Source organism: Gardnerella sp. DNF00571G (genome assembly GCF_049262695.1).
Lineage (GTDB): Bacteria > Actinomycetota > Actinomycetes > Actinomycetales > Bifidobacteriaceae > Bifidobacterium > Bifidobacterium piotii.
On the sequence record NZ_CP058396.1, the window covers coordinates 1,074,172 to 1,092,562 of the forward strand.

Genomic DNA, 18,391 nt, shown 5'->3' on the forward strand with positions numbered 1-18,391 from the left:
TTAGCTCAAGTCAATTTGTGCTAAAGTCATTCCGCAAGATTTGGATGAATGTTAGCGCGTTGATCCTTTGGCTTCTTTAAGTCTGGATTAACGCGCTCAATCAGCATAGTGCGCGCATCTCCTGCTGTAACAAAGCTGCCGCAAATCAGCACTCCATGCCCATACCCCACTCCAAGCTCATCGTCTTCGTCAACAAGATTCACTGCCGTTTGAATAGCGTCTGGAAGATCGTCAACGCGAATCACGCGATCTTTGCCAAACACGCCAATCGCAATCTTCTCTAGGTCTTTAGGGTCCATAACGCGGTCGCGCCAAGAGTTACGCGTAACAATAATCTTAGTTAAAATCGGCTCAAGAACACCTAAATATTCTTCAACTTGCTTATCTGCCATCATTGCCACAACGCCAATAAGCTGCTCAAAATTATAGTTTTCTTCGATTGTTTTACGAAGAGACTCAGCAGCATTAACATTGTGGCCGCCGTCAATAATAATCGTTGGAGAAGTACGCACTTGCTCAATTCGGCCAGGAACCTTAACCTGGCTCAAAGCCTCGGCAACCAAATCGCCGTCTAAAGCGCCATTTACAGGCAAAACAACCTCCGCAGCAGCAAGCGCCGCCAAAGCATTATGCGACTGATGTACGCCAAACTTATCTATTGGAACATCTTCATAAGTGCCATTAGGAGTTCGCAAAGTGGCAACTTGACCGCCAACAGCTGGAGTGCGCGAAATAACCTCTAGCTCGCCGCTGCCGTCACTAAAGTCACACAAAAGCTTGGCATTATTGCGATTTGCCACCTCTTGAATAATCGGCAAAACCTGCGATTCGTGTGGCTGCGGCCCCAAAATCACAGTGCAATTTGGCTTAATAATGCCAGCCTTTGTGCGCGCAATCTCTTCAACCGTGTTTCCAAGCCATTGCATGTGGTCCATGTCTACAGGGCCAATAATCGCAGCATCCGCGTTCATAACATTAGTGGCGTCCCATTCGCCGCCCATGCCAACTTCCATCACAGCAACATCTACAGGAGCGTCAGCAAAAGCCCAAATCGCCATAGCTGTAAGCACTTCAAAAAAGCTCATGCGCGGCTTGCCATCAGCATCCATGCGAGCGTCAACCATGTTTATAATGTCTTTCATTTGATCAAACACGTCAACAAACTGGTCATCGCTAATTTCTTGACCGTCAATCATAATTCGCTCATTTACGCGTTGCAAATGCGGCGAAGTGTAAAGACCCGTGCGCAAACCGTACGCGCGGCAAATCGCCTCCGCCATGCGCGCCGTGGAGCCTTTGCCATTGGTGCCAGTAATGTGAATCACGTGCATAGACTGCTCTGGATGCCCCAAAATATCAAGAATTAAGCGCATTCTATCTAAATCAAGATTTGTCTTGTTATGCTCTGGAGCGCGGCTCATAATATCTCGCTCAACGTCAACAATTCGCTCATTGGTGCGATTTGGATGTTCCATCGACATTTTGTGCTCCCCTATTTTTGATTTACGTTTTCGGATTTACGTTTCGCTCATTTTTCCAACTATCTAGATTAATAACTGTAGTGTTTTTGTACCTGATTTACGGCGTGTCGAGCAACAAAAAGCGGAAATAGAGTTTGCGTTGAATAATCGGTTTTATAGCGCGTTATAGATTTCTGCAATAATCAAAAACGTTACAAATCGCACAAAACTAGCGCATAAAGGCGTGTTAGTGGCGATTAAATGGTAAAGTACACGTTGGCGTTTCTGCCCAGGCTGCGTAGGTCGAGAAACGCTCAAAGAAATTACAATGCGCAGCAATCAATAGTTAGGAACACTAATGAGTGATATTCTAAACAACGAATCCGCAAACAATCAAAGCGAAGAAAACGCACAATACTCCGCACAATCCGAAACTCCAATAACCGATAAGGCTCGTGCAAACGCAAATCCTGCACCAACAACAATCGCAAGTCTTAAATGGCGCGTTGCAGATATATCGCTCGGCGCCGCTCTAGCCGCCTTGTTTGGCATAATCTACTGGGGCTTTACCATTGTGTTCTTCTCACAAATCTCCCCTATTTTGCGCACGGTTTTGCCTGGATTTGGCAGCATTTTGCACGGCGTTTGGTACATGTCTGGCCCGCTTGCACTCCTTTTAATCCGCAAGCCTGGTGCTGCGATTTACGTAAACGTTGTTGGCGCCGTGTTTGAGAACATTCTTGGCCAGCAATACTCTGCGTTTATGGTTCTTGCTTCCGCTGCTTTGCAAGCCGTGTTTAGCGAGCTTCCTTTTGCTATTGCTCGCTACAAAAAGTACAATCTTACTTTAAGCGTAATTTCTGGCACGCTTACCGCTCTTGAATATGGCATTTACTTAATGTTTGTGGTTTACCAGGGCAAGAGCGCAAACTATCTTACAATTCACATGATTTGCGAGCTTATAAGCGGCTTTGTGATTGCAGGCATTGTTCCTTGGCTTCTATTCGTTGCAGTTCGTAAGACTGGAGCTTTAAGCAATTTTGCTTCTGGAAGAGACCAAGAAGTAGTAGCGTAGCTATTTGCTCTAAAGCTGCTTGCGACTTGTCTTGCGCGCACTCATGCGCTTTGCGTGCTAAACAACACGTTAATCGTAGCGTGTTAAACAGCGTGTTAAACGTTTATGGGTGTGTGCTAATCTAGTCGTTGCTAACTTTGTTAGCGTGGGGCTTTAGCTCAGTCGGTTAGAGCAACGGACTCATAATCCGTCGGTCCAGGGTTCAAGCCCCTGAGGCCCCACTAATAATCGCCTTAATGGCGTATAAAAAAGCTTCAACTCGTTTGAGTCTAGGAATTACATAATTCACTAACAAGTTGAAGCTTTTATTTATATTCTTTACAGCCTACAGTCCTGCTTTAGAAAGATAGTCTGGGATTTCGCTCGGGTACTCTGGCCACGCTCCTGCTTGAGTGCAAACGTACGCAGCAGTGTTGATTGCAGCACGATGCGCGTCTTTAAGCGAATCGCCAGCTAAAATCCTTGCAGTAAACGTGCCAGAGAACGAATCGCCAGCACCAACCGTGTCGTTAACTTCCACATGAGGAGTTGGGTATGTAGAGCTTTCGCCCGTCTTAGTAAAGATTGCGCTAAAAGTAGATCCGCCAGTCAAAATCACGTAATCCAAACCATAGCGAGCCTGGAACCATCTGCAAGCCTCATTGTCGGAAGTTTCGCGAATATTGAACATATCTCTAAGAAGAAGCAGCTCGGAATCGTTAAGCTTAAAAACAGTTGCTTCTTTAAGAAGGGCGTCAATCAAATCCTTTGAATAATGATCACTACGAATGTTTATGTCGAAGAACTTCATGGCGTTTGGCTTTGCATGCTTTAAAAGCTCCAAAACAGTATCGTGCGTTTCTTGCGATCTTAAGCTAAGAGTTCCAAAGCAAATCGCGTCTGCTTTGCTAACAAGATCCACAAGTTCGCGCGTATAAACAATATGATCCCACGCAATGTTTCGCACAATCGTGTACTCTGGAATGCCATTTCTAAGCGAAACATCTACCGTACTAGTTGGCCAAGCATTGCGCTGAATAACGTGCTTAATTCCTGCTTTTTCAACTTCTTCAACAAGTTCATTACCAAGAGAATCTTCTCCAACAGCACTAATAACGTAGCTTTCTGCACCATTACATTGCGCGTGATACGCAAAATTCGCTGGAGCACCTCCAACTCGTTTTCCTTGGGGAAGCAAATCCCACAGTAGTTCTCCAAGTGAAAGAACGATTGGCTTAGTCATTGTATTCCTTTCGAGAGTATCGATGATTTTGGCTGCGACTCGTTAATCAACATCTTTATTGCAACAAGTCACATAAATGCATAAAACACATAAATGTATAAAACGCATGAAACATATAAAGCTTATGCAGCACACAAGCCACATAAGCCGCAATAAAGTAATGTTGTTATAACAACTAAGTGCTATAACAACATTATTGCGTAAAGATTAGATAATTAATTTAGATAGTCTTAGATGATTCTAAATAATCCTAGACAATCCTAGACAATCCGTTTAGATAGCAGCACACTATTTAGCAGCGCGCTGAGCCATCCAAGCTTCAACATCTTCGATTTGCTTAGGAATATCGATAGAAAGCCACTCAGGACCATTCTCCGTCATCAAAACATCATCCTCAATGCGGATTCCGATTCCGCGCATTTCTGGCGGAAGCATAAGATCATTGGCAGCAAAGTACAAGCCAGGCTCGATCGTGAAAATCATTCCTGGAGTAATCTTCGCACCCTGATAAGCCTCGTAGCGAGCTTGAGCGCAATCGTGAACATCTAGACCCAAGTGGTGAGCAACACCACACGCATGCCAGCGACGATGCTGCTGACCTTGCGGAGAAAGCGATTCTTCAACGCTAACCTTTAGAATGCCCCACTCGTGCAAATGCTCTGCAAGCACGCGCATGCAAGCGTGGTGAATATCGCTGTAGGTAGCACCTGGCTTAGCAGCCTCAAAACCAGCTTGCTGAGCGTCGAGAACGCACTGGTAAAGCTTCTTTTGCAAATCCGTAAACTTGCCATTGGTTGGGAAAGTTCGCGTAATATCTGCTGTGTAAAGGCTATTGACTTCTACGCCTGCGTCAATAAGCAAAAGTTCGCCGCTAGAAACCACGCCCGTGTTGCGCATCCAGTGCAAAATTGGAGCGTGCTTGCCAGAAGCAACAATTGTATCGTAGCCAACTTCGTTTCCAACTTCTCGAGCAACGGAGTTAAAAGCGCCTTCAATCATGCGCTCAGAATGCTCCTTGCCCAAAGCATGAGGCAAACGCGTAAGCATGCGGTCAAAGCCTAACTTTGTAGCAGCAACAGCTTTGCGCATTTCGCCAATCTCGTAGGCATCTTTAAGCATTCGCGCTTCGGCTGCTACTTCGTGCAACTTATCGTCTGCAGCAATATTTGCATCTTCGTCGCTAAATCCGCTTGCTTCCCTTAGTGCATCTACGCGCGCAGTTAAATCAACATCCGACTCGCGCACAATTCGCACGCGCACGCTTTCTGCAGAGCTATTATCGTCGCTAACGTTTTTTGCAATCGCGTCGTCAAGATCGGCAATATCGCGCGTTTCAATGCCAGTCATAGCCTTAAGCTCTTTAAGTCCTGCGCGAGGGCCAACCCAGTATTCGCCGTAGTGTGGGTCTTTATAGAATGCTGCAGTGCTATTGTCTGCGCGAGGAGCCACAAAAAGCTGTGGAATGTGAGTTTTGCCAGCCGCTTCCTCATCGCTTCCTGCTTGCACTGGCTCAAGCACAAGCACAGCGCCAGCCTCGTAATCCTGACCCAAGCCAGTGTAATATGCGAAAGTTGTGTCTGGCCTAAAAGCGTAATCGCAATCGTTATTGCGCACTTTTGGCTGACCTGCTGGAATAACAAGGCGCTCACCTGGGAATCGCTTGCCAAGCGCCTCTAGACGCGCTGGTGTGTATTTCGACGATTCAAGCGGTTCGATTTGTGGCTCCTGGTTATCCCAGCCGCTAGTCATAAACTCTTTGAAGGAATCGCTATTTGGGCGCAAAGATCGATTGTTTACGCGGTCTTGCGCTTTTTGCGTGCCATCCGCGTTTAGTTGCTCGCCATGTATTGTTGGCGTTGATTGATGCATATCTTCTGCCATCTTGCGACTCCTTGAGTTTAATCTTAATCAACTTAGATTCAATCTACATTTCCCTATTTTCTTATTAGGAATGTACATTGAAAATCGCTGTTTTATTGCAAAAAACTAGAGCGAAGCGTTGTAATGCTGCACTTTAAGCGTGCGTCGAGAAGAATCGAGCTTGCCGAGCACCATGCGACGCAAAGCAAGGTCGGCATCCTTATGCTCATCAAGCCAGCTTTGCCCGCGCTCAACCAACTCGTCTACATCCGCATAATTTGGATACAAGCCTTCAATCAAAGTTTCCGCCATGTGGAATGTGCGATTCTTCCAAATCCACTCAACTTCCGCAAAGTAGCGCTCAACGTAAGGCTTAACCAAATCACCTTTAGCAGTGCTTGCAAATCCAGCAACAACAGCACCCATTTGCATATTAGTTAAATTGAGATTGCGCAAAGCCTGTTCAAAAGCCCAATCCTTAGCTTCTGCAGTTGAGCGAGCAGCACGAGCCTGGTATGCGTATTCGCGATTCTCGGTAGTATCGCGCTTTTTAAGTTCCGCGTCAATTCCAGCTTCGTCCAAAGCGTTCACGCCTGCAAGAGCAATCAAAATGCTCCAACGCAAGTCGTTGTCGATTTCCAAGCCTTCCAAACTCACAGAACCGTCAAGCAATCCGTTAGCGATTTGCACAAACTCACTATCTCCAACTTCGCCGTATCCAAGATAAGCCTTTAGCAACTGGAACTGTTCGTCAGAGCCTGCGTTAGCCGCCAAAGCCAACTGCCAGAGTTCGTGAGCAACATGCTTTGCAACTTCTGCTTGACGCTCAGGAACCACGTAGTGGCTTGCAGTTACCTTTACTTGACCAAGAGCATAGCGGAAAGTAGTTGATTCGTGCTCTGTTGCCAAGGCCTTAAGGCTAAGTTCCACAAAGCGCTCTGCTGGGAATTCTGCGTCGCGAGTCATATCCCACAATGCAAGCCAAATAAGCGAGCGAGTCAAAGAATCCTTAAAGCGGTAAAGATTTTCTGCAGCAAACTCAAGCGACTTTTCGTCAAAACGCAACTTTGTGTAAGTCAAGTCGTCGTCGTTTACAAGAATAAGCGCAGGCCTTTGCAATCCGCGCGCTTCCGCCACTTCCGTCACTTCGCCATCAACATCTAGTTCGATTCGCTTTGTGCGCACAATTTCGCCACTTGCTTCGTCCACATTGTAGAATCCAACAGCCAAGCGATGCGCGCGCAAAACTGGATGCTCAACTGGGGCGCTTTGACGCAAGCGCAAAGAAGCAATAGTGCCGTCACCTGCTTCTTCGACTTCTGTGCTAATCGTGTTAATTCCAGCCTTTTCAAGCCATTGCGCGCTCCAAGCCTTAAGATCGCGTCCGCTTGTAAGCTCCAACTCGTGCAACAAATCAGCCAAAGTTGCGTTGCTATAAGCGTGCTTGCTCAAGTAATTGTGAATTCCTTCAAAGAACTTTTCTCTGCCAACATACGCTACGAGTTGCTTCAAAACAGAAGCACCCTTTGCGTAAGTGATGCCGTCGAAGTTGACGGAAGTGTCGTTCAAATCGTTGATTGGAGCCACGATTGGATGCGTTGTTGGAAGCTGATCTTGATTAAGCGCCCAACTCTTTTCGCCAGAATTAAACGTGCTCCAAGCGTCGTGCCATTCGGTTGCTTCAGCCGTTGCAAGCGTAGACGTAAACTCAGCAAAAGACTCGTTAAGCCAAAGATCGTTCCACCACTTCATAGTTACGTAGTCGCCGAACCACATGTGTGCAAGCTCGTGCAAGACTGTTACAACGCGGCGCTCAGCATAAGCGTCTGTAACTTTGGACTCAAACACGTATTGGTCGCGAATGGTAACCATACCAATGTTTTCCATAGCGCCAGCGTTGTATTCTGGCACGTAAATCTGATCGTACTTTGCGTATGGGTATGGCACTCCCCAAGTCTTAGCGTAGAAAGCAAAGCCCTTCTTTGTAATGTCAAACAAGTAGTCAACATCTTTTGCAAACGCGTCTTTAAGTGCCTGACGGCAGTACATTGCCATTGGAACTACACGGCCGTCCTCATTATTATAAGACGTGTGCCATTCGGCGTAAGGACCTGCGCAAATCGCAGTTAAGTAGGAGCTCATTTTTGGAGTTGACTCAAACACCCAGCGCTTCATGCCTTCTACAACACCATTTTCCAAAGTGCCGTCTTCAGTTTCACGACCTTCAATCGCAGTTTCGCTCTTAACTGGCATGTTGGAAGTCACAATCCAACTTTCTGGAGCATCCACACTAAAGTCAAAAACTGCCTTCAAATCTGGCTGGTCAAACACTGCATAAACTCGGCGAGCGTCTGGAACCTCAAATTGCGTGTAAAGGTAAACGTTGCCGTCGGAAGGATCCACGCTTCTGTGCAAGCCCTCGCCCGTGTTGGAATATTGGCAATTTGCTACGACTTCTACTGTGTTGTGCTCGGCCAAATTTGCAAGCTCGATGCGACTATCTGCAAAAACCTTAGAAACATCAAGAGATTCGCCATTAAGCACAACGGATTCAACGCTGTTTGCAATCAAATCGAGGAAGCTTGTTCCACCAACTTTTGCACCAAACTCAATTTTTGTGTGCGACTTAAAATCGCGGCCACCCTTGCCTAAATCAAGCGCAACAGTGTAGTGAATTGGCATTTGGATAGCGCTAAAACGTTCCGCAGCTTCTACGCGAGTCAGATTTGCTCCTGGCATATTAATTTCCTTATATTTTCCTTTATTTTTTCTTATATTTTTTCTTATATTTTTGACTATTTTTCTGATTCTTGATTAGTTTTGATTAATCGCAGACTAATCACTTGACTAATCCTTTTGCGCAAGATCCGCAACAACAGGCACAATCATTGGCTTCCTACGCAAAGCGCGCGCAATCCAACTTCCAAGCGTTCTTCGCATAATCTGCTGCAACTTGTGCGTGTCTTTCTCGCCGTGCATCATAGCATCTTGAAGCTGGAAAACAATCTGACTACGAATCTTTTCAAAATCAGACTCGTCTTCTGCAACAGCATTCAAATAGATTTTTGGACCAGCTACAACATCCGCGCTATCTGTATTTACCACTACAAAGCTAGACACAAAGCCTTCCGTGCCAAGAATCCTGCGCTTTTCAAGCTCCTCGTCTGTAAGCTCGCCAACGGAATCGCCGTCAACGTACACGTACCCGCATGGAACAGAGCCAACAACGGCGGCGTTCCCGTGGTACAAGTCCACAACATCGCCATCTTCTGCCAAAACAACATTCTTAGGGTCCACGCCCGTTTTAACAGCAATCAAACCGTTTGCAACAAGATGCCTGTGTTCGCCGTGGATTGGCATAGCGCACTTTGGCTTAACAATGTTGTACAAATAGAGCAACTCGCCCTCATTGCAATGGCCAGAAACGTGAATCGCAGCATTGTCTTTGTTGATTACGCGAGCGCCCATTTGCACAAGCTTGTTAATAACCTTGTAAACTTCGTGCTCGTTTCCTGGAATTAAAGAGCTTGCAAGAATAACGGTATCAAACTCGTTAACTGTAATATCTTTGTGTATTCCGTCTGCAATTCGTCCAAGTGCTGCCATCGGCTCGCCTTGAGACCCCGTGCACATATAAACAAGCTTATCGTCTTGAATATCTTTTGCTTGCTTTAGATCTACAACAGTATTTTCTGGAATATGCAAGTAGCCAAGATCGGCCGCAATCGACATATTCCTAACCATTGATCGCCCAACAAACACCACTTTTCTGCCATACTTGTGCGCAGCATCTACCACTTGCTGAACGCGGTGAACGTGGCTAGAGAAGCTTGCTACGATTATCTTGCGCGATGCATTAGCAAACGCTTGATCCAAGGCTGGACCAATCGAAGTTTCTGGCTTAACAAATCCTGGAACCTCGGCGTTTGTGGAGTCTGCCATCAATAGGTCAATTCCTTGCTCGCCAAGCTTTCCAAATTCAACCAAATCGGTGATTCTATGGTCTAATGGAAGCTGATCTAGCTTAATATCTCCCGTATCTATAATCGTTCCAGCAGGAGTTTTTACGCATACAGCAAGAGCGTCTGGAATCGAGTGCGTTACGCTAATAAACTCCAAATTGTATGGTCCGACTTTTAGCTTTGATCGGCCTTCTACTTGAATTGTTTTTGGCTTAATCTTGTGTTCTTCGCACTTTGCTTCAACAAACGCAAGAGTGAGCTTAGAACCAATTAGCGGAATATCTGGGCGCATTTTAAGCAAATACGGCACTCCGCCAATGTGGTCTTCGTGGCCGTGAGTTAAAACTAGCCCGTCTACTTTATCTAGTCTGTTTTGAATGTAGTGGAAGTCTGGCAAAATCAGATCCACGCCTGGCTGCTCTTCTTCTGGGAACAAAACACCACAATCTATAAGCAAAATATGGCCGTTATATTCAATAACGTTCATATTTCGGCCAATTTCACCCAAGCCGCCAAGCGGAACGATTCGCATTGACCCCTTGCGATACTTTGGAGGCGCAACAAGCGCGCCCTCTCGCTGATCGTTTACAACTGGTGGAAGCGCATTGTAAGTGGCTTTAGAGCTTTTAGTAGACTTAAATCCTTTAGATGCCCTACTCACCTTACTTGATTCAGAGTCTTTAGTTTTTTTAGTTTTTGTATTTTTATTTGTAGTTTTATTTTCTTTTTTCACAGTTTTTATTGACTTTTTATTGTTTATATCTGGGGATTGAGGAATTTTTACAGAGTCTACAATCTCTGCAAGAATCTCATCCGTCGATTGCGTCGTTGTATCACTCATCTGCTCTATTGTAGCGTTAAGCCTCAACGGATTTACAAAACTGCGACTTCGCGCGTGCAACAAAAAATGGCAATCACAAAAATACCGTCTTAAAAGACTGCCTTACAAGGCTGTCTTAAAATGCCGCGAAAAATGAAAGTCGAAAATATTAAGCCAAATCTAGTGCTCTAGCACTCTAATACTCTAATGCTTGCCGTACTTTTTCCAAATCTTAATTCCAATACCAACAAGAACAACCACGATTGCAAAAATCATGGAGCCAAGTATTGCAGAACCCGATTGAGTGTCAGCGAATCCAGCTGCCGAGCAAATAAGTGAACCAAACATTTCTTGCCTTCCCAGTTTGTTTGAAACCTATAACACAATTCTACAATACTTTTCTTCAAAAGATAATCGCTATATACAATCGCAAAAATCGTAAAAACAATCACATCGCAATAGACGCGACTAATCTGCGCGAAAACTTTTCCGCATTTTGTAGCTCTAATCAGCATTTTGAACAACAAAACACGGAACAACCTTCCGCACTTTGTACCAAATTTGACCTAAAACACGTACAAAGTCGGGAAGAAACAAAACAACATCGGCAAACTTTGACGCCATAATGTAGACTAGAAAGACACTCAAAAATCAATCATGTTAATCATGTTAAACATGTTAAGCGCATACAAATTTAAGGGAAGTGAATATGTCATCGAAATCGGCGCAGCCAAAGTCTTCGCCTATGTCAAACTACGTAAGATTGTTCTCATTCGAAGGAACACGAGCGTTTTGCATATCTGGAGCAATAGCAAGGCTGCCTATTTCGATGATGGGTTTAGGAATCGTTCTGGCATTAAACCACATTTACAACAATTGGACTATTGCTGGAACAATGAGCGCCGCATACGTGCTATCGCAAGCAGCCGTAACGCCATTATACGCAAAACTTTTTGATAGATTTGGTCAAAGAAAAGTTGGAACACTTGCTCTAAGTGTGCAAGTTGTAGCTATGCTATCTTTTGCTTTTGCAGCACTAATACGTGTGCCATTGCCAATACTTTTTGTGCTTGCAATTTTAATGGGCGTTACGCAATTTGCATTCGGCGCACTTGTTAGAACTCGCTGGGCGTACACACTTAAAAGTCAAAGCGACGACACGCTACTAAACGTTGCGTATGCGCTTGAATCTGGAATTGACGAGATTGTGTTTATATTCGGACCAATTCTTGCAGCGTGGCTTGCAACTAGCGTTCACCCTGTATCTCAGCTTTTTGTGCCAGTTCTAGCAAGCGGACTAGGCGGAGCTTGGTTCTTATCGCTTAAAAACACGCAACCTGCGGTTGTTAAAGTTGTGCAAGTAGAAAGCGCACCTAAATACGACGAAGACGTACAAAACGCTATAAGCGAGCAAAGCGAAAATGTACAAAATGTGCAAAATACACAAAACGCACAAAACGCGCAAAAAAGCAACAACACTACAAAACTTATCGACAAGCTTTCGCTTAAACAACTCAAAAACAAAAATCGTAAAAATAAGCCTAAAAACGTGCTTCTTTACCGCGGAATCATACCGCTTGTTGTTATGTTCCTTGTTTTTAACATGAGTTTTAGCGCATTTGACGTATCTGTTACAGCAGCAATGCGCGCGCAAGGATTAGACACTTTAATTGGTTTGCAACTTGCACTATTCGCATGCGGGTCTTTAGTTGGAGCCGTTATTTTTGGCTCGCATAAATTCCGCGGATCTAATTGGTCTCATCTAATTGTGTTTTTAAGCCTTCTTACTATTGGCTTTATTCTTATGAACATTAACATAGATAGACTTGTGCTTCTAAGCATTTTTGAGCTTTTAAGCGGACTATGCGTTTCTCCTATTTTTGCAACTGGAAATCTTATTGTTAAAGACACAATTCCAGAGCATTCGCTTACCGAAGGATTATCTTGGCTGCCAACAGCATCTGCAGTCGGAGCTTCTCTTGGATCAATGGTTGCAGGCTTTGCGATTGACGCGTGGAGTTCGCATGGCGGAATGATGGTTCCGTGGATTTCTACGCTTATTGCTATTCCAATCGCGTCAATTGGGTGGATTATTGTAACGCGCAAACGCAGTTAATTTGCGCAATCAATCTTCCGCTTTTTGTAGCTCAAAACAGCAAAATCAGCAACAAAAAGCGGAAATAATGCTTAGGCAGGTCGTCTCGCGCGCGGTCTAAGCACTACAACAATCAAACAATTAATCCATAGGTATTTGATAAAATCGCGTTGAAAACTTGATACCCCCCCCCGTAGAGCTGTATACTGTTTTCGTATGAAGCAAGGTTTAAAAAAGATCGCAATGGAAGCGAACAAAAAATTGCGATTCTCGCACAAAATCTTGTTTAAACAGAAGAGTCTACGATTTTTAAATCACTATAAAGAGGAGAGGTTAGTTATGAACGCTAAGCTTGCCGTAGCAATATCTTTAGGCGCAAGTTCTCTTGCATTATTTGGCATGGCAGGTGTTGCCAATGCTGAAACGGTTACTCCACCAAATTCTGATACAAATCCAACACCTGTTGTACAGACTCCACAAGGCGGAAACGCAAATCCTGACGGCAATTCAGGTAATAAAAATCCTCAACCTGGAAACACAAATCAAGGAAGCACAAATTCTGTAAACACAAATCAAGGTGGTGCTTCTGAGCAGAGTCAATCTGACAGCACTCCTGCAGGCCAGCAGGGAGAAAGTGCTACAGATAAAGCTCAAAAAGAGGCTGATAAAGTTATCAAGGATGCTAATGCAGAAAAAGAGCAAGCTGAAAAAGAAGTTAATGAAGCTCAAGGCGCTGCTGACAAAGCAAAAGGGGAAGCAGATACAGCTAATGGCGATGTAAAAACTGCTCAAAAAGACTTAAACAACAAGAAAGAGTTAGTTAAAACAGCTGAAGAAGAAAAAGGTAAAGCTGATAAGGAATTATCTGAGCAGCAGACTGCAGTAGATAAGGCTGACAAAGAAGTTAAAGACAAGAAAGCTGTGCTTGATCAAGAGCAAGAAAAGCAGACTGCTGCTGAAAATAAGCTGAAAGCAACTAAAGAAGAAAAAGGCAAAGCTGAAGGCGAGCTTGGAACTGCAAACGAAGAAGTTACTACTAAAACTCAACAGCAGAAAACTGCTGAAGGAAATGTAACTATCGAACAAGGCAAACTAAATACTGCAAATACTGAACTTCAAACTGCTCAGACAAATAAAGAGAACGCTCAGAAAGAAGCAGATAGGCTTTCTAGCGAGGCTGATCAAAAAGAGCAAGCACAAAAAGAAGCAGAGCAAGCTGTAACGGATAACGAAAACCAGAAGGAAGAAAAGAACAAAGAAATAAAGCGTTTGCAAGAGCATAAGTCTGCAGACGAAGATCCAAATGTAAAGAAGCTTAAGGGCGAAGCAGAGCAAGCTCATGAAGCTTATACTAAAGCTCAAGGCGAGTTAAATCAAAAAACAAATGACATTGCAAATGATAACAATACAATACAAAGCGAAACTGAAAAGCTAAATAATGCAAAAACTGCTCTTGAGCAAAATGAAGACGGAAAGAAGTTTAAAGACGCTCAAGATAAAGTAGAAGAAGCGGAAAAAGAAGCAAAAGAAGCTGAAGACGCCTATAACAAAGCTAACACCGAAAAACTCGATGCTAATGTTCAAAAAGGTTTCGACGGTTTCCTAGATTACATAATCTCAAAATATAAGAATGATAATTCTGCAAAAGGTAAAGCTATATACGAGGATGCTCAAAGAGCAAAGGATATACTTACTGGAAAAGATGTTGTTATCCCTGACACGGTTACAAAAACTGCAGATGGAGGAGAAATAACACATAAAGGACGCACAATTAAAGCACCAATGTGGTATAAGGATTTGGTGAAGCTTAAGCGAGTAGGCGGCGCTGATTCCTTAAAGAATTTGCAAGACGCTGCAACGTATTATAAGCCTCTTAACGAAGAGCGAACCAGCATAGGACTAAATGCTCTTAACGTGAACCTTAGCATGATTGCTGAGAGTATTGTGAATTCATACTACTCAGGAGCTGTTATTGAACATTCTGTAAAACATGCTGATTACAATTCAGCTTCATCTATGAATACTCATCCATATTTGGATTCGTCCGAAAATCTTGCATGGGGTCCATTCGATAACTATGATGCTAATAAACGAACACATGGATCAAAACCTAATTCCCAGAATGCAATGGATGGCTGGTATGATGCCGAAAAAGCAATTTATGATGAGGCTATTAATACAGGCAAATGCAAAGATAAGAATAACAAGGAACACAATTTTTCTGAGAGAGATATAGAATTTTTAAAGGCTCATCGCTACGATTTTATGCATCAAACATATAGTTCTGATGCAGTTGACAGTGATTTTGAATCAGCAGTTGGCCATTACCTAAACTTTGTTGATAATAAAATTAATTCTTGCGGTTTTGCCGATAGCAATAATTCCGTCGCATTGAATGAGGATGGTGAAAATGTTGTTGTATGGCATGGAAGCGAAGAAAAATCGCAGCTTAGTGTAGAAGAGTTTACAAAATCTCTCAATGAGTACATAGCCAATCTTACTGGTACGAGAGATTCAGCAAATAAACTTGAGCCATCAAATGCAGAAAATTTGAAGTCTCTATCTGCAAAGATTACTGAGAAAAATAAGAAGCTATTTGACGCTAAGTATGAGCTTCGTAAAGTTCAGTATGATTTGAATATGACTCCTGATGGAGAAAATACTCCTTTGCAAACTAGAGAAAAGGATGATTTACAAGCTCAAAAAACAAAGATAGAAAATGCTAAAAATGATTTAGATAAGGAAATAGAAAAGATAGAGAAGTTTGTTCAAGAATATGCAAAAAATCCTACTGGCGCATGGGGGCCAAATGCAAAACAAGATTACGAGCATGATGTGAAGTCGTATCTTCCTTGGGCTAAGAGTCAGTCTAGTGATTATGCTGAAGAGATTAGCAGAATTAGCTCTGAACTCGAAGGACTGAACGCAAAAATTGCTTCCTCTAGCGCAAAAGGCAATGTTGTAACATCTCTTGTAAAAAACGTTAAAGACGCAAATACTAAAATTGCAGATGCTAACGCAAAATTAGTTGAAGATACAAGGGCTAAGGAAAGCCTAGTACAAAAAGTTTCTGAATTAAATACTGCGGCTCAAAAAGCTAAGCAAGAAGCCCAAACAGCTGAACAGGCTGCAACTCAAGCATCTCAAGAAAGCAAAGAGAAGCGCGATCAGCAAATTCAGCAGCTTCAGACCGCTCTTCAAGGCTTGGAAGCAAAAGCCGAGACTTTGAAGACAGAAGCTCAAAGAGCCAAGACTGACGCTGAAACAGCTCGCACTGCTGCCGACAATAAGCAAGCTGAAGTTAATGGCACACTTACTCAGAATGTTAAGGCTGCTCAAGAAAATGTTGATACAGCAACTAAAGCTGTTGCGACTGCTGAAGCTGCAAAGAAACAAGCTGATACCGAGCTTAAAAAAGCTAAAGATAAGGTATCTACTCTGCAGCAGACGATTCAGACTCTTGAAACGCAGATTGCAACTGAGAATCAGAAAGTTACTGAAGCTAATGGCAAAGTTCAAGCTGCTCAGAACGCTCTTCAAGGCGCTCTAAAAACACAAGAGCAAGATAAATCAGCGTTTACAGCAGCAACCCAAAAAGCTCAAAAGGCTGCTGAAAAAGTTGAGACGGAAAAAGCAGCTGTTGAAGACGCAAAGAAAGCTGTTGTTGAGAAGATTAAACTTGCTCAGACTGCTGTAGCAAATGCTCAAGCTAAGGTTAAGCATGCTAAAGAAGTTGTTGCAGAAGCTAAAACCAAGATTGAAAAGATAAAGAAGAATCTTGAAACCAAGAAGACAACTTTAACTGCAACTACTAAGGATGAAAAAGTTATACAAGAGCTCAACGCAATATTCTTGGCAGCCTATAAACCGTTTGACACCTTCATAGAAACTATGACAGGAAAAGTTAGTGCACTGCAAGATACTGCTAAAAATCTCAGCACGTCTGCAACAGAACTCACAAAACAGCTGCAAACAGTTTCACCAGAGTCTGTTACACCACCAGTGACTCCTCCAACACCTGCGCCAGTTCCAGCACCAGCTCCTGCGCCAGTACCAACACCATCCCCTGCTCCTGCGCCAAGCGGAGATACAACAGTGCCTGGTTCTAACTCTGGCTCCAGTTCTAGCAATGATTCCAGCTCCAATAGTTATGATTCTAGTAGTGACTCCAACTGGTACAACCAGTATCTTGCAGGATACGCTAAGAATCTGTTTGGAAACGAGCAACCTGGATTTAACGCTGCTATTCCAGCTGCACAATCGCAAAGTGCAAACGGTGCAAACGGCGCAAACGGAGCAAATGCTCAGAACGCTAATGGCGTTGCGGCGAATAATGTTGCAGGAGCTGCGCACGCTAACCGCATCGCAGCAGCACTTGCGGCCGCTGGTGCTAAGGCCGCAGTCAAGGATCTTGCTAAAGCACAAGATGCTGCTAAGGATTCTGCTGCTAAGAGCGAGTCCAATAAGGATAATGCAAAGAACGATGCAAAGGATTCTGCAAAGAGCGAATCTAAGAACGAATCTAAGAGCGAATCCAAGGAAGATTCCAAGAGCGCTCAGGCATCGGGCGATGCACAAAACGGAGCACAAAGCGCATCCAACAGCACTACGATTAAGATTGTTGCAGCTATAGCGACTGTTGTTGCTGGAATCGCAGCAATCGGAGGCGGCACTTACTTCGCTCGCCATCGTCGCGCATAATCAAAACTAAATAAAACAAAAACCGCGGTTGACTGGTCTTAACTGACTCGTCTGCCGCGGTTTTTTGTATCTACGCACGCTTCCGCTTTTTGTAGCTCTACACACGAAAATCAGCAACAAAATGCGGAAAAAACGACGCTTCATGTAGTGAATATACGCGTATTATTTTCCGCACTTTGTACGCGCGACGACCTGCCTGAGCACTTAGAGCGTAGCGTGCGAGGGCAATTCGGAGCGCTGAGCCGCTCAAGGCAGAAGCATTGCTTCTGCGCTGCAAAGCGCTTTGACTGAGCTTGAAATTGCATAACGCATTTCAAGCTCCTTCAAAGCGTGATTTGGCTCAAATGTAAAGTCCAGTGGACTTTACATGCCAAATCAGCCGAGCGGCTACTAATAGCCGCGAGGAATAGCGCGCTTAGACCGCGCGAACGATAGGCCAAATTTGGTACAAAAAGCGGAGTTAATCAGCGCGATTGATGCGTGCGTTTTGTGCGGTTTACAAACGGCTCGCCCGAGTATATGTACAAGTCCTCAACAAGATCTTTTACGCGATCCGCATACTTTTCGTGATCTTTTTTAGCCCACGTAGCATCTCGCCTAAGCCCGTGATAATCGTAGAAACTAACATCGCAAGCCGTATCTGTGTGCAAAAAGTAGCGGTTCACTCCGCGGCTGCGCAAATGTTGCATTGTGCGCTTCCACAATCCGCCGCCGACTCCGTGCCCGCGAGCGTCTGGAGAAACAATAAAAAGCTCCAACTCTGCCTGAGTCAAGTCGTTAATATGGCTCATCGCCTCTAACTTGCGCTCAATCTGGCCCATGCCAATCGCAGAATCCAATGCTTTTGCGTGCAAAGAATCGTCTTTGCTAGACATCTTTGCCTCTTGCTCTTCTAGCATCTTCTGCACTTGCTTAAACAGCACCTTATCTCCGTACACGCGCGCAAGCAAAAGTCCCATAAATTTGCCGTTTATTGTTGCAACAGTTCCGTACGTAGAAGGCTCCAAATAGTGCAGCACAAATCGCCTAGAAAGATTGCGCGAAGCATCTGCTCCAACAGCATTCGCAATCCCCCATGTGCGCTCGTATTCTTCTACGATTGCGTCAATGTCGTTAATTTTAACTGGACGAAACTCAACCGTCATTTTGTCCTTCTTTTACTTTTACTAACTTTACTTCTACTAACTTAAATCGGC

10 protein-coding genes and 1 tRNA gene are annotated in these 18,391 nt (G+C 44.1%); 4 read left to right on the plus strand and 7 right to left on the minus strand.

The genetic code is table 11. The annotated features are described in order from the left end of the window. Positions 1-26: 26 nt before the first annotated feature. Complete coding sequence (locus tag HXT30_RS04450) at positions 27-1,481, minus strand: bifunctional folylpolyglutamate synthase/dihydrofolate synthase (RefSeq protein WP_422111386.1); 1,455 nt, start codon at positions 1,479-1,481, stop codon at positions 27-29. A 337-nt stretch (positions 1,482-1,818) separates the two neighbouring features. On the opposite strand from HXT30_RS04450, the gene HXT30_RS04455 reads away from it, so the two are divergent. Both HXT30_RS04455 and HXT30_RS04460 read left to right on the plus strand, forming a co-directional pair. Continuing rightward, complete coding sequence (locus tag HXT30_RS04455) at positions 1,819-2,535, plus strand: ECF transporter S component (protein WP_016636392.1); 717 nt, start codon at positions 1,819-1,821, stop codon at positions 2,533-2,535. Between the two features lie 147 nt (positions 2,536-2,682). Beyond that, positions 2,683-2,756 (plus strand) — tRNA-Ile (locus HXT30_RS04460). Between the two features lie 104 nt (positions 2,757-2,860). Here the strand turns inward: HXT30_RS04460 and HXT30_RS04465 are convergent. The 5 genes from HXT30_RS04465 to HXT30_RS04485 all read right to left on the minus strand — a co-directional run bounded on the left by HXT30_RS04465 (position 2,861) and on the right by HXT30_RS04485 (position 10,747). Continuing rightward, positions 2,861-3,757, minus strand: coding sequence for a carbohydrate kinase family protein (locus HXT30_RS04465; RefSeq protein WP_422111387.1), 897 nt, complete (start codon positions 3,755-3,757; stop codon positions 2,861-2,863). Between the two features lie 288 nt (positions 3,758-4,045). Then, positions 4,046-5,626, minus strand: coding sequence for an aminopeptidase P family protein (locus tag HXT30_RS04470; protein ID WP_422111842.1), 1,581 nt, complete (start codon positions 5,624-5,626; stop codon positions 4,046-4,048). Between the two features lie 117 nt (positions 5,627-5,743). Further along, positions 5,744-8,356 carry an aminopeptidase N gene (gene pepN / locus HXT30_RS04475; protein ID WP_422111388.1) on the minus strand — a complete coding sequence of 871 codons (2,613 nt, stop codon included), beginning with the start codon at positions 8,354-8,356 and terminating at the stop codon, positions 5,744-5,746. A 108-nt stretch (positions 8,357-8,464) separates the two neighbouring features. Next, complete coding sequence (locus HXT30_RS04480) at positions 8,465-10,420, minus strand: ribonuclease J (protein ID WP_422111389.1); 1,956 nt, start codon at positions 10,418-10,420, stop codon at positions 8,465-8,467. Between the two features lie 183 nt (positions 10,421-10,603). Beyond that, the gene (locus HXT30_RS04485) at positions 10,604-10,747 is read right to left on the minus strand and encodes a hypothetical protein (RefSeq protein WP_016839219.1); all 144 of its coding nucleotides are present in this window, start codon (positions 10,745-10,747) and stop codon (positions 10,604-10,606) included. A 361-nt stretch (positions 10,748-11,108) separates the two neighbouring features. On the opposite strand from HXT30_RS04485, the gene HXT30_RS04490 reads away from it, so the two are divergent. Both HXT30_RS04490 and HXT30_RS04495 read left to right on the plus strand, forming a co-directional pair. Continuing rightward, complete coding sequence (locus HXT30_RS04490; protein WP_422111390.1) at positions 11,109-12,515, plus strand: MFS transporter; 1,407 nt, start codon at positions 11,109-11,111, stop codon at positions 12,513-12,515. 318 nt (positions 12,516-12,833) lie between these two features. Further along, positions 12,834-17,195: a hypothetical protein gene (locus HXT30_RS04495; RefSeq protein WP_422111391.1), complete on the plus strand. Its 4,362-nt coding sequence runs from the start codon at positions 12,834-12,836 to the stop codon at positions 17,193-17,195. A 464-nt stretch (positions 17,196-17,659) separates the two neighbouring features. Here HXT30_RS04495 and HXT30_RS04500 read toward each other — a convergent pair whose 3' ends face one another. Beyond that, entirely contained in the window at positions 17,660-18,340 is a 681-nt protein-coding gene (locus tag HXT30_RS04500) for a GNAT family N-acetyltransferase (RefSeq protein WP_422111392.1), read from the minus strand. Positions 18,341-18,391 lie beyond the last annotated feature (51 nt).

Excerpts from the sequence above, each read along its gene's own strand:
- HXT30_RS04465 (WP_422111387.1), bottom strand. The coding sequence starts at position 3,757 with ATGACTAAGCCAATCGTTCTTTCACTTGGAGAACTACTGTGGGATTTG.
- HXT30_RS04480 (WP_422111389.1), bottom strand. The coding sequence starts at position 10,420 with ATGAGTGATACAACGACGCAATCGACGGATGAGATTCTTGCAGAGATT.
- HXT30_RS04470 (WP_422111842.1), bottom strand. The coding sequence starts at position 5,626 with ATGCATCAATCAACGCCAACAATACATGGCGAGCAACTAAACGCGGAT.
- HXT30_RS04455 (WP_016636392.1), top strand. The coding sequence starts at position 1,819 with ATGAGTGATATTCTAAACAACGAATCCGCAAACAATCAAAGCGAAGAA.
- HXT30_RS04500 (WP_422111392.1), bottom strand. The coding sequence starts at position 18,340 with ATGACGGTTGAGTTTCGTCCAGTTAAAATTAACGACATTGACGCAATC.
- HXT30_RS04495 (WP_422111391.1), top strand. The coding sequence starts at position 12,834 with ATGAACGCTAAGCTTGCCGTAGCAATATCTTTAGGCGCAAGTTCTCTT.
- HXT30_RS04450 (WP_422111386.1), bottom strand. The coding sequence starts at position 1,481 with ATGTCGATGGAACATCCAAATCGCACCAATGAGCGAATTGTTGACGTT.
- HXT30_RS04485 (WP_016839219.1), bottom strand. The coding sequence starts at position 10,747 with ATGTTTGGTTCACTTATTTGCTCGGCAGCTGGATTCGCTGACACTCAA.
- HXT30_RS04490 (WP_422111390.1), top strand. The coding sequence starts at position 11,109 with ATGTCATCGAAATCGGCGCAGCCAAAGTCTTCGCCTATGTCAAACTAC.
- pepN (WP_422111388.1), bottom strand. The coding sequence starts at position 8,356 with ATGCCAGGAGCAAATCTGACTCGCGTAGAAGCTGCGGAACGTTTTAGC.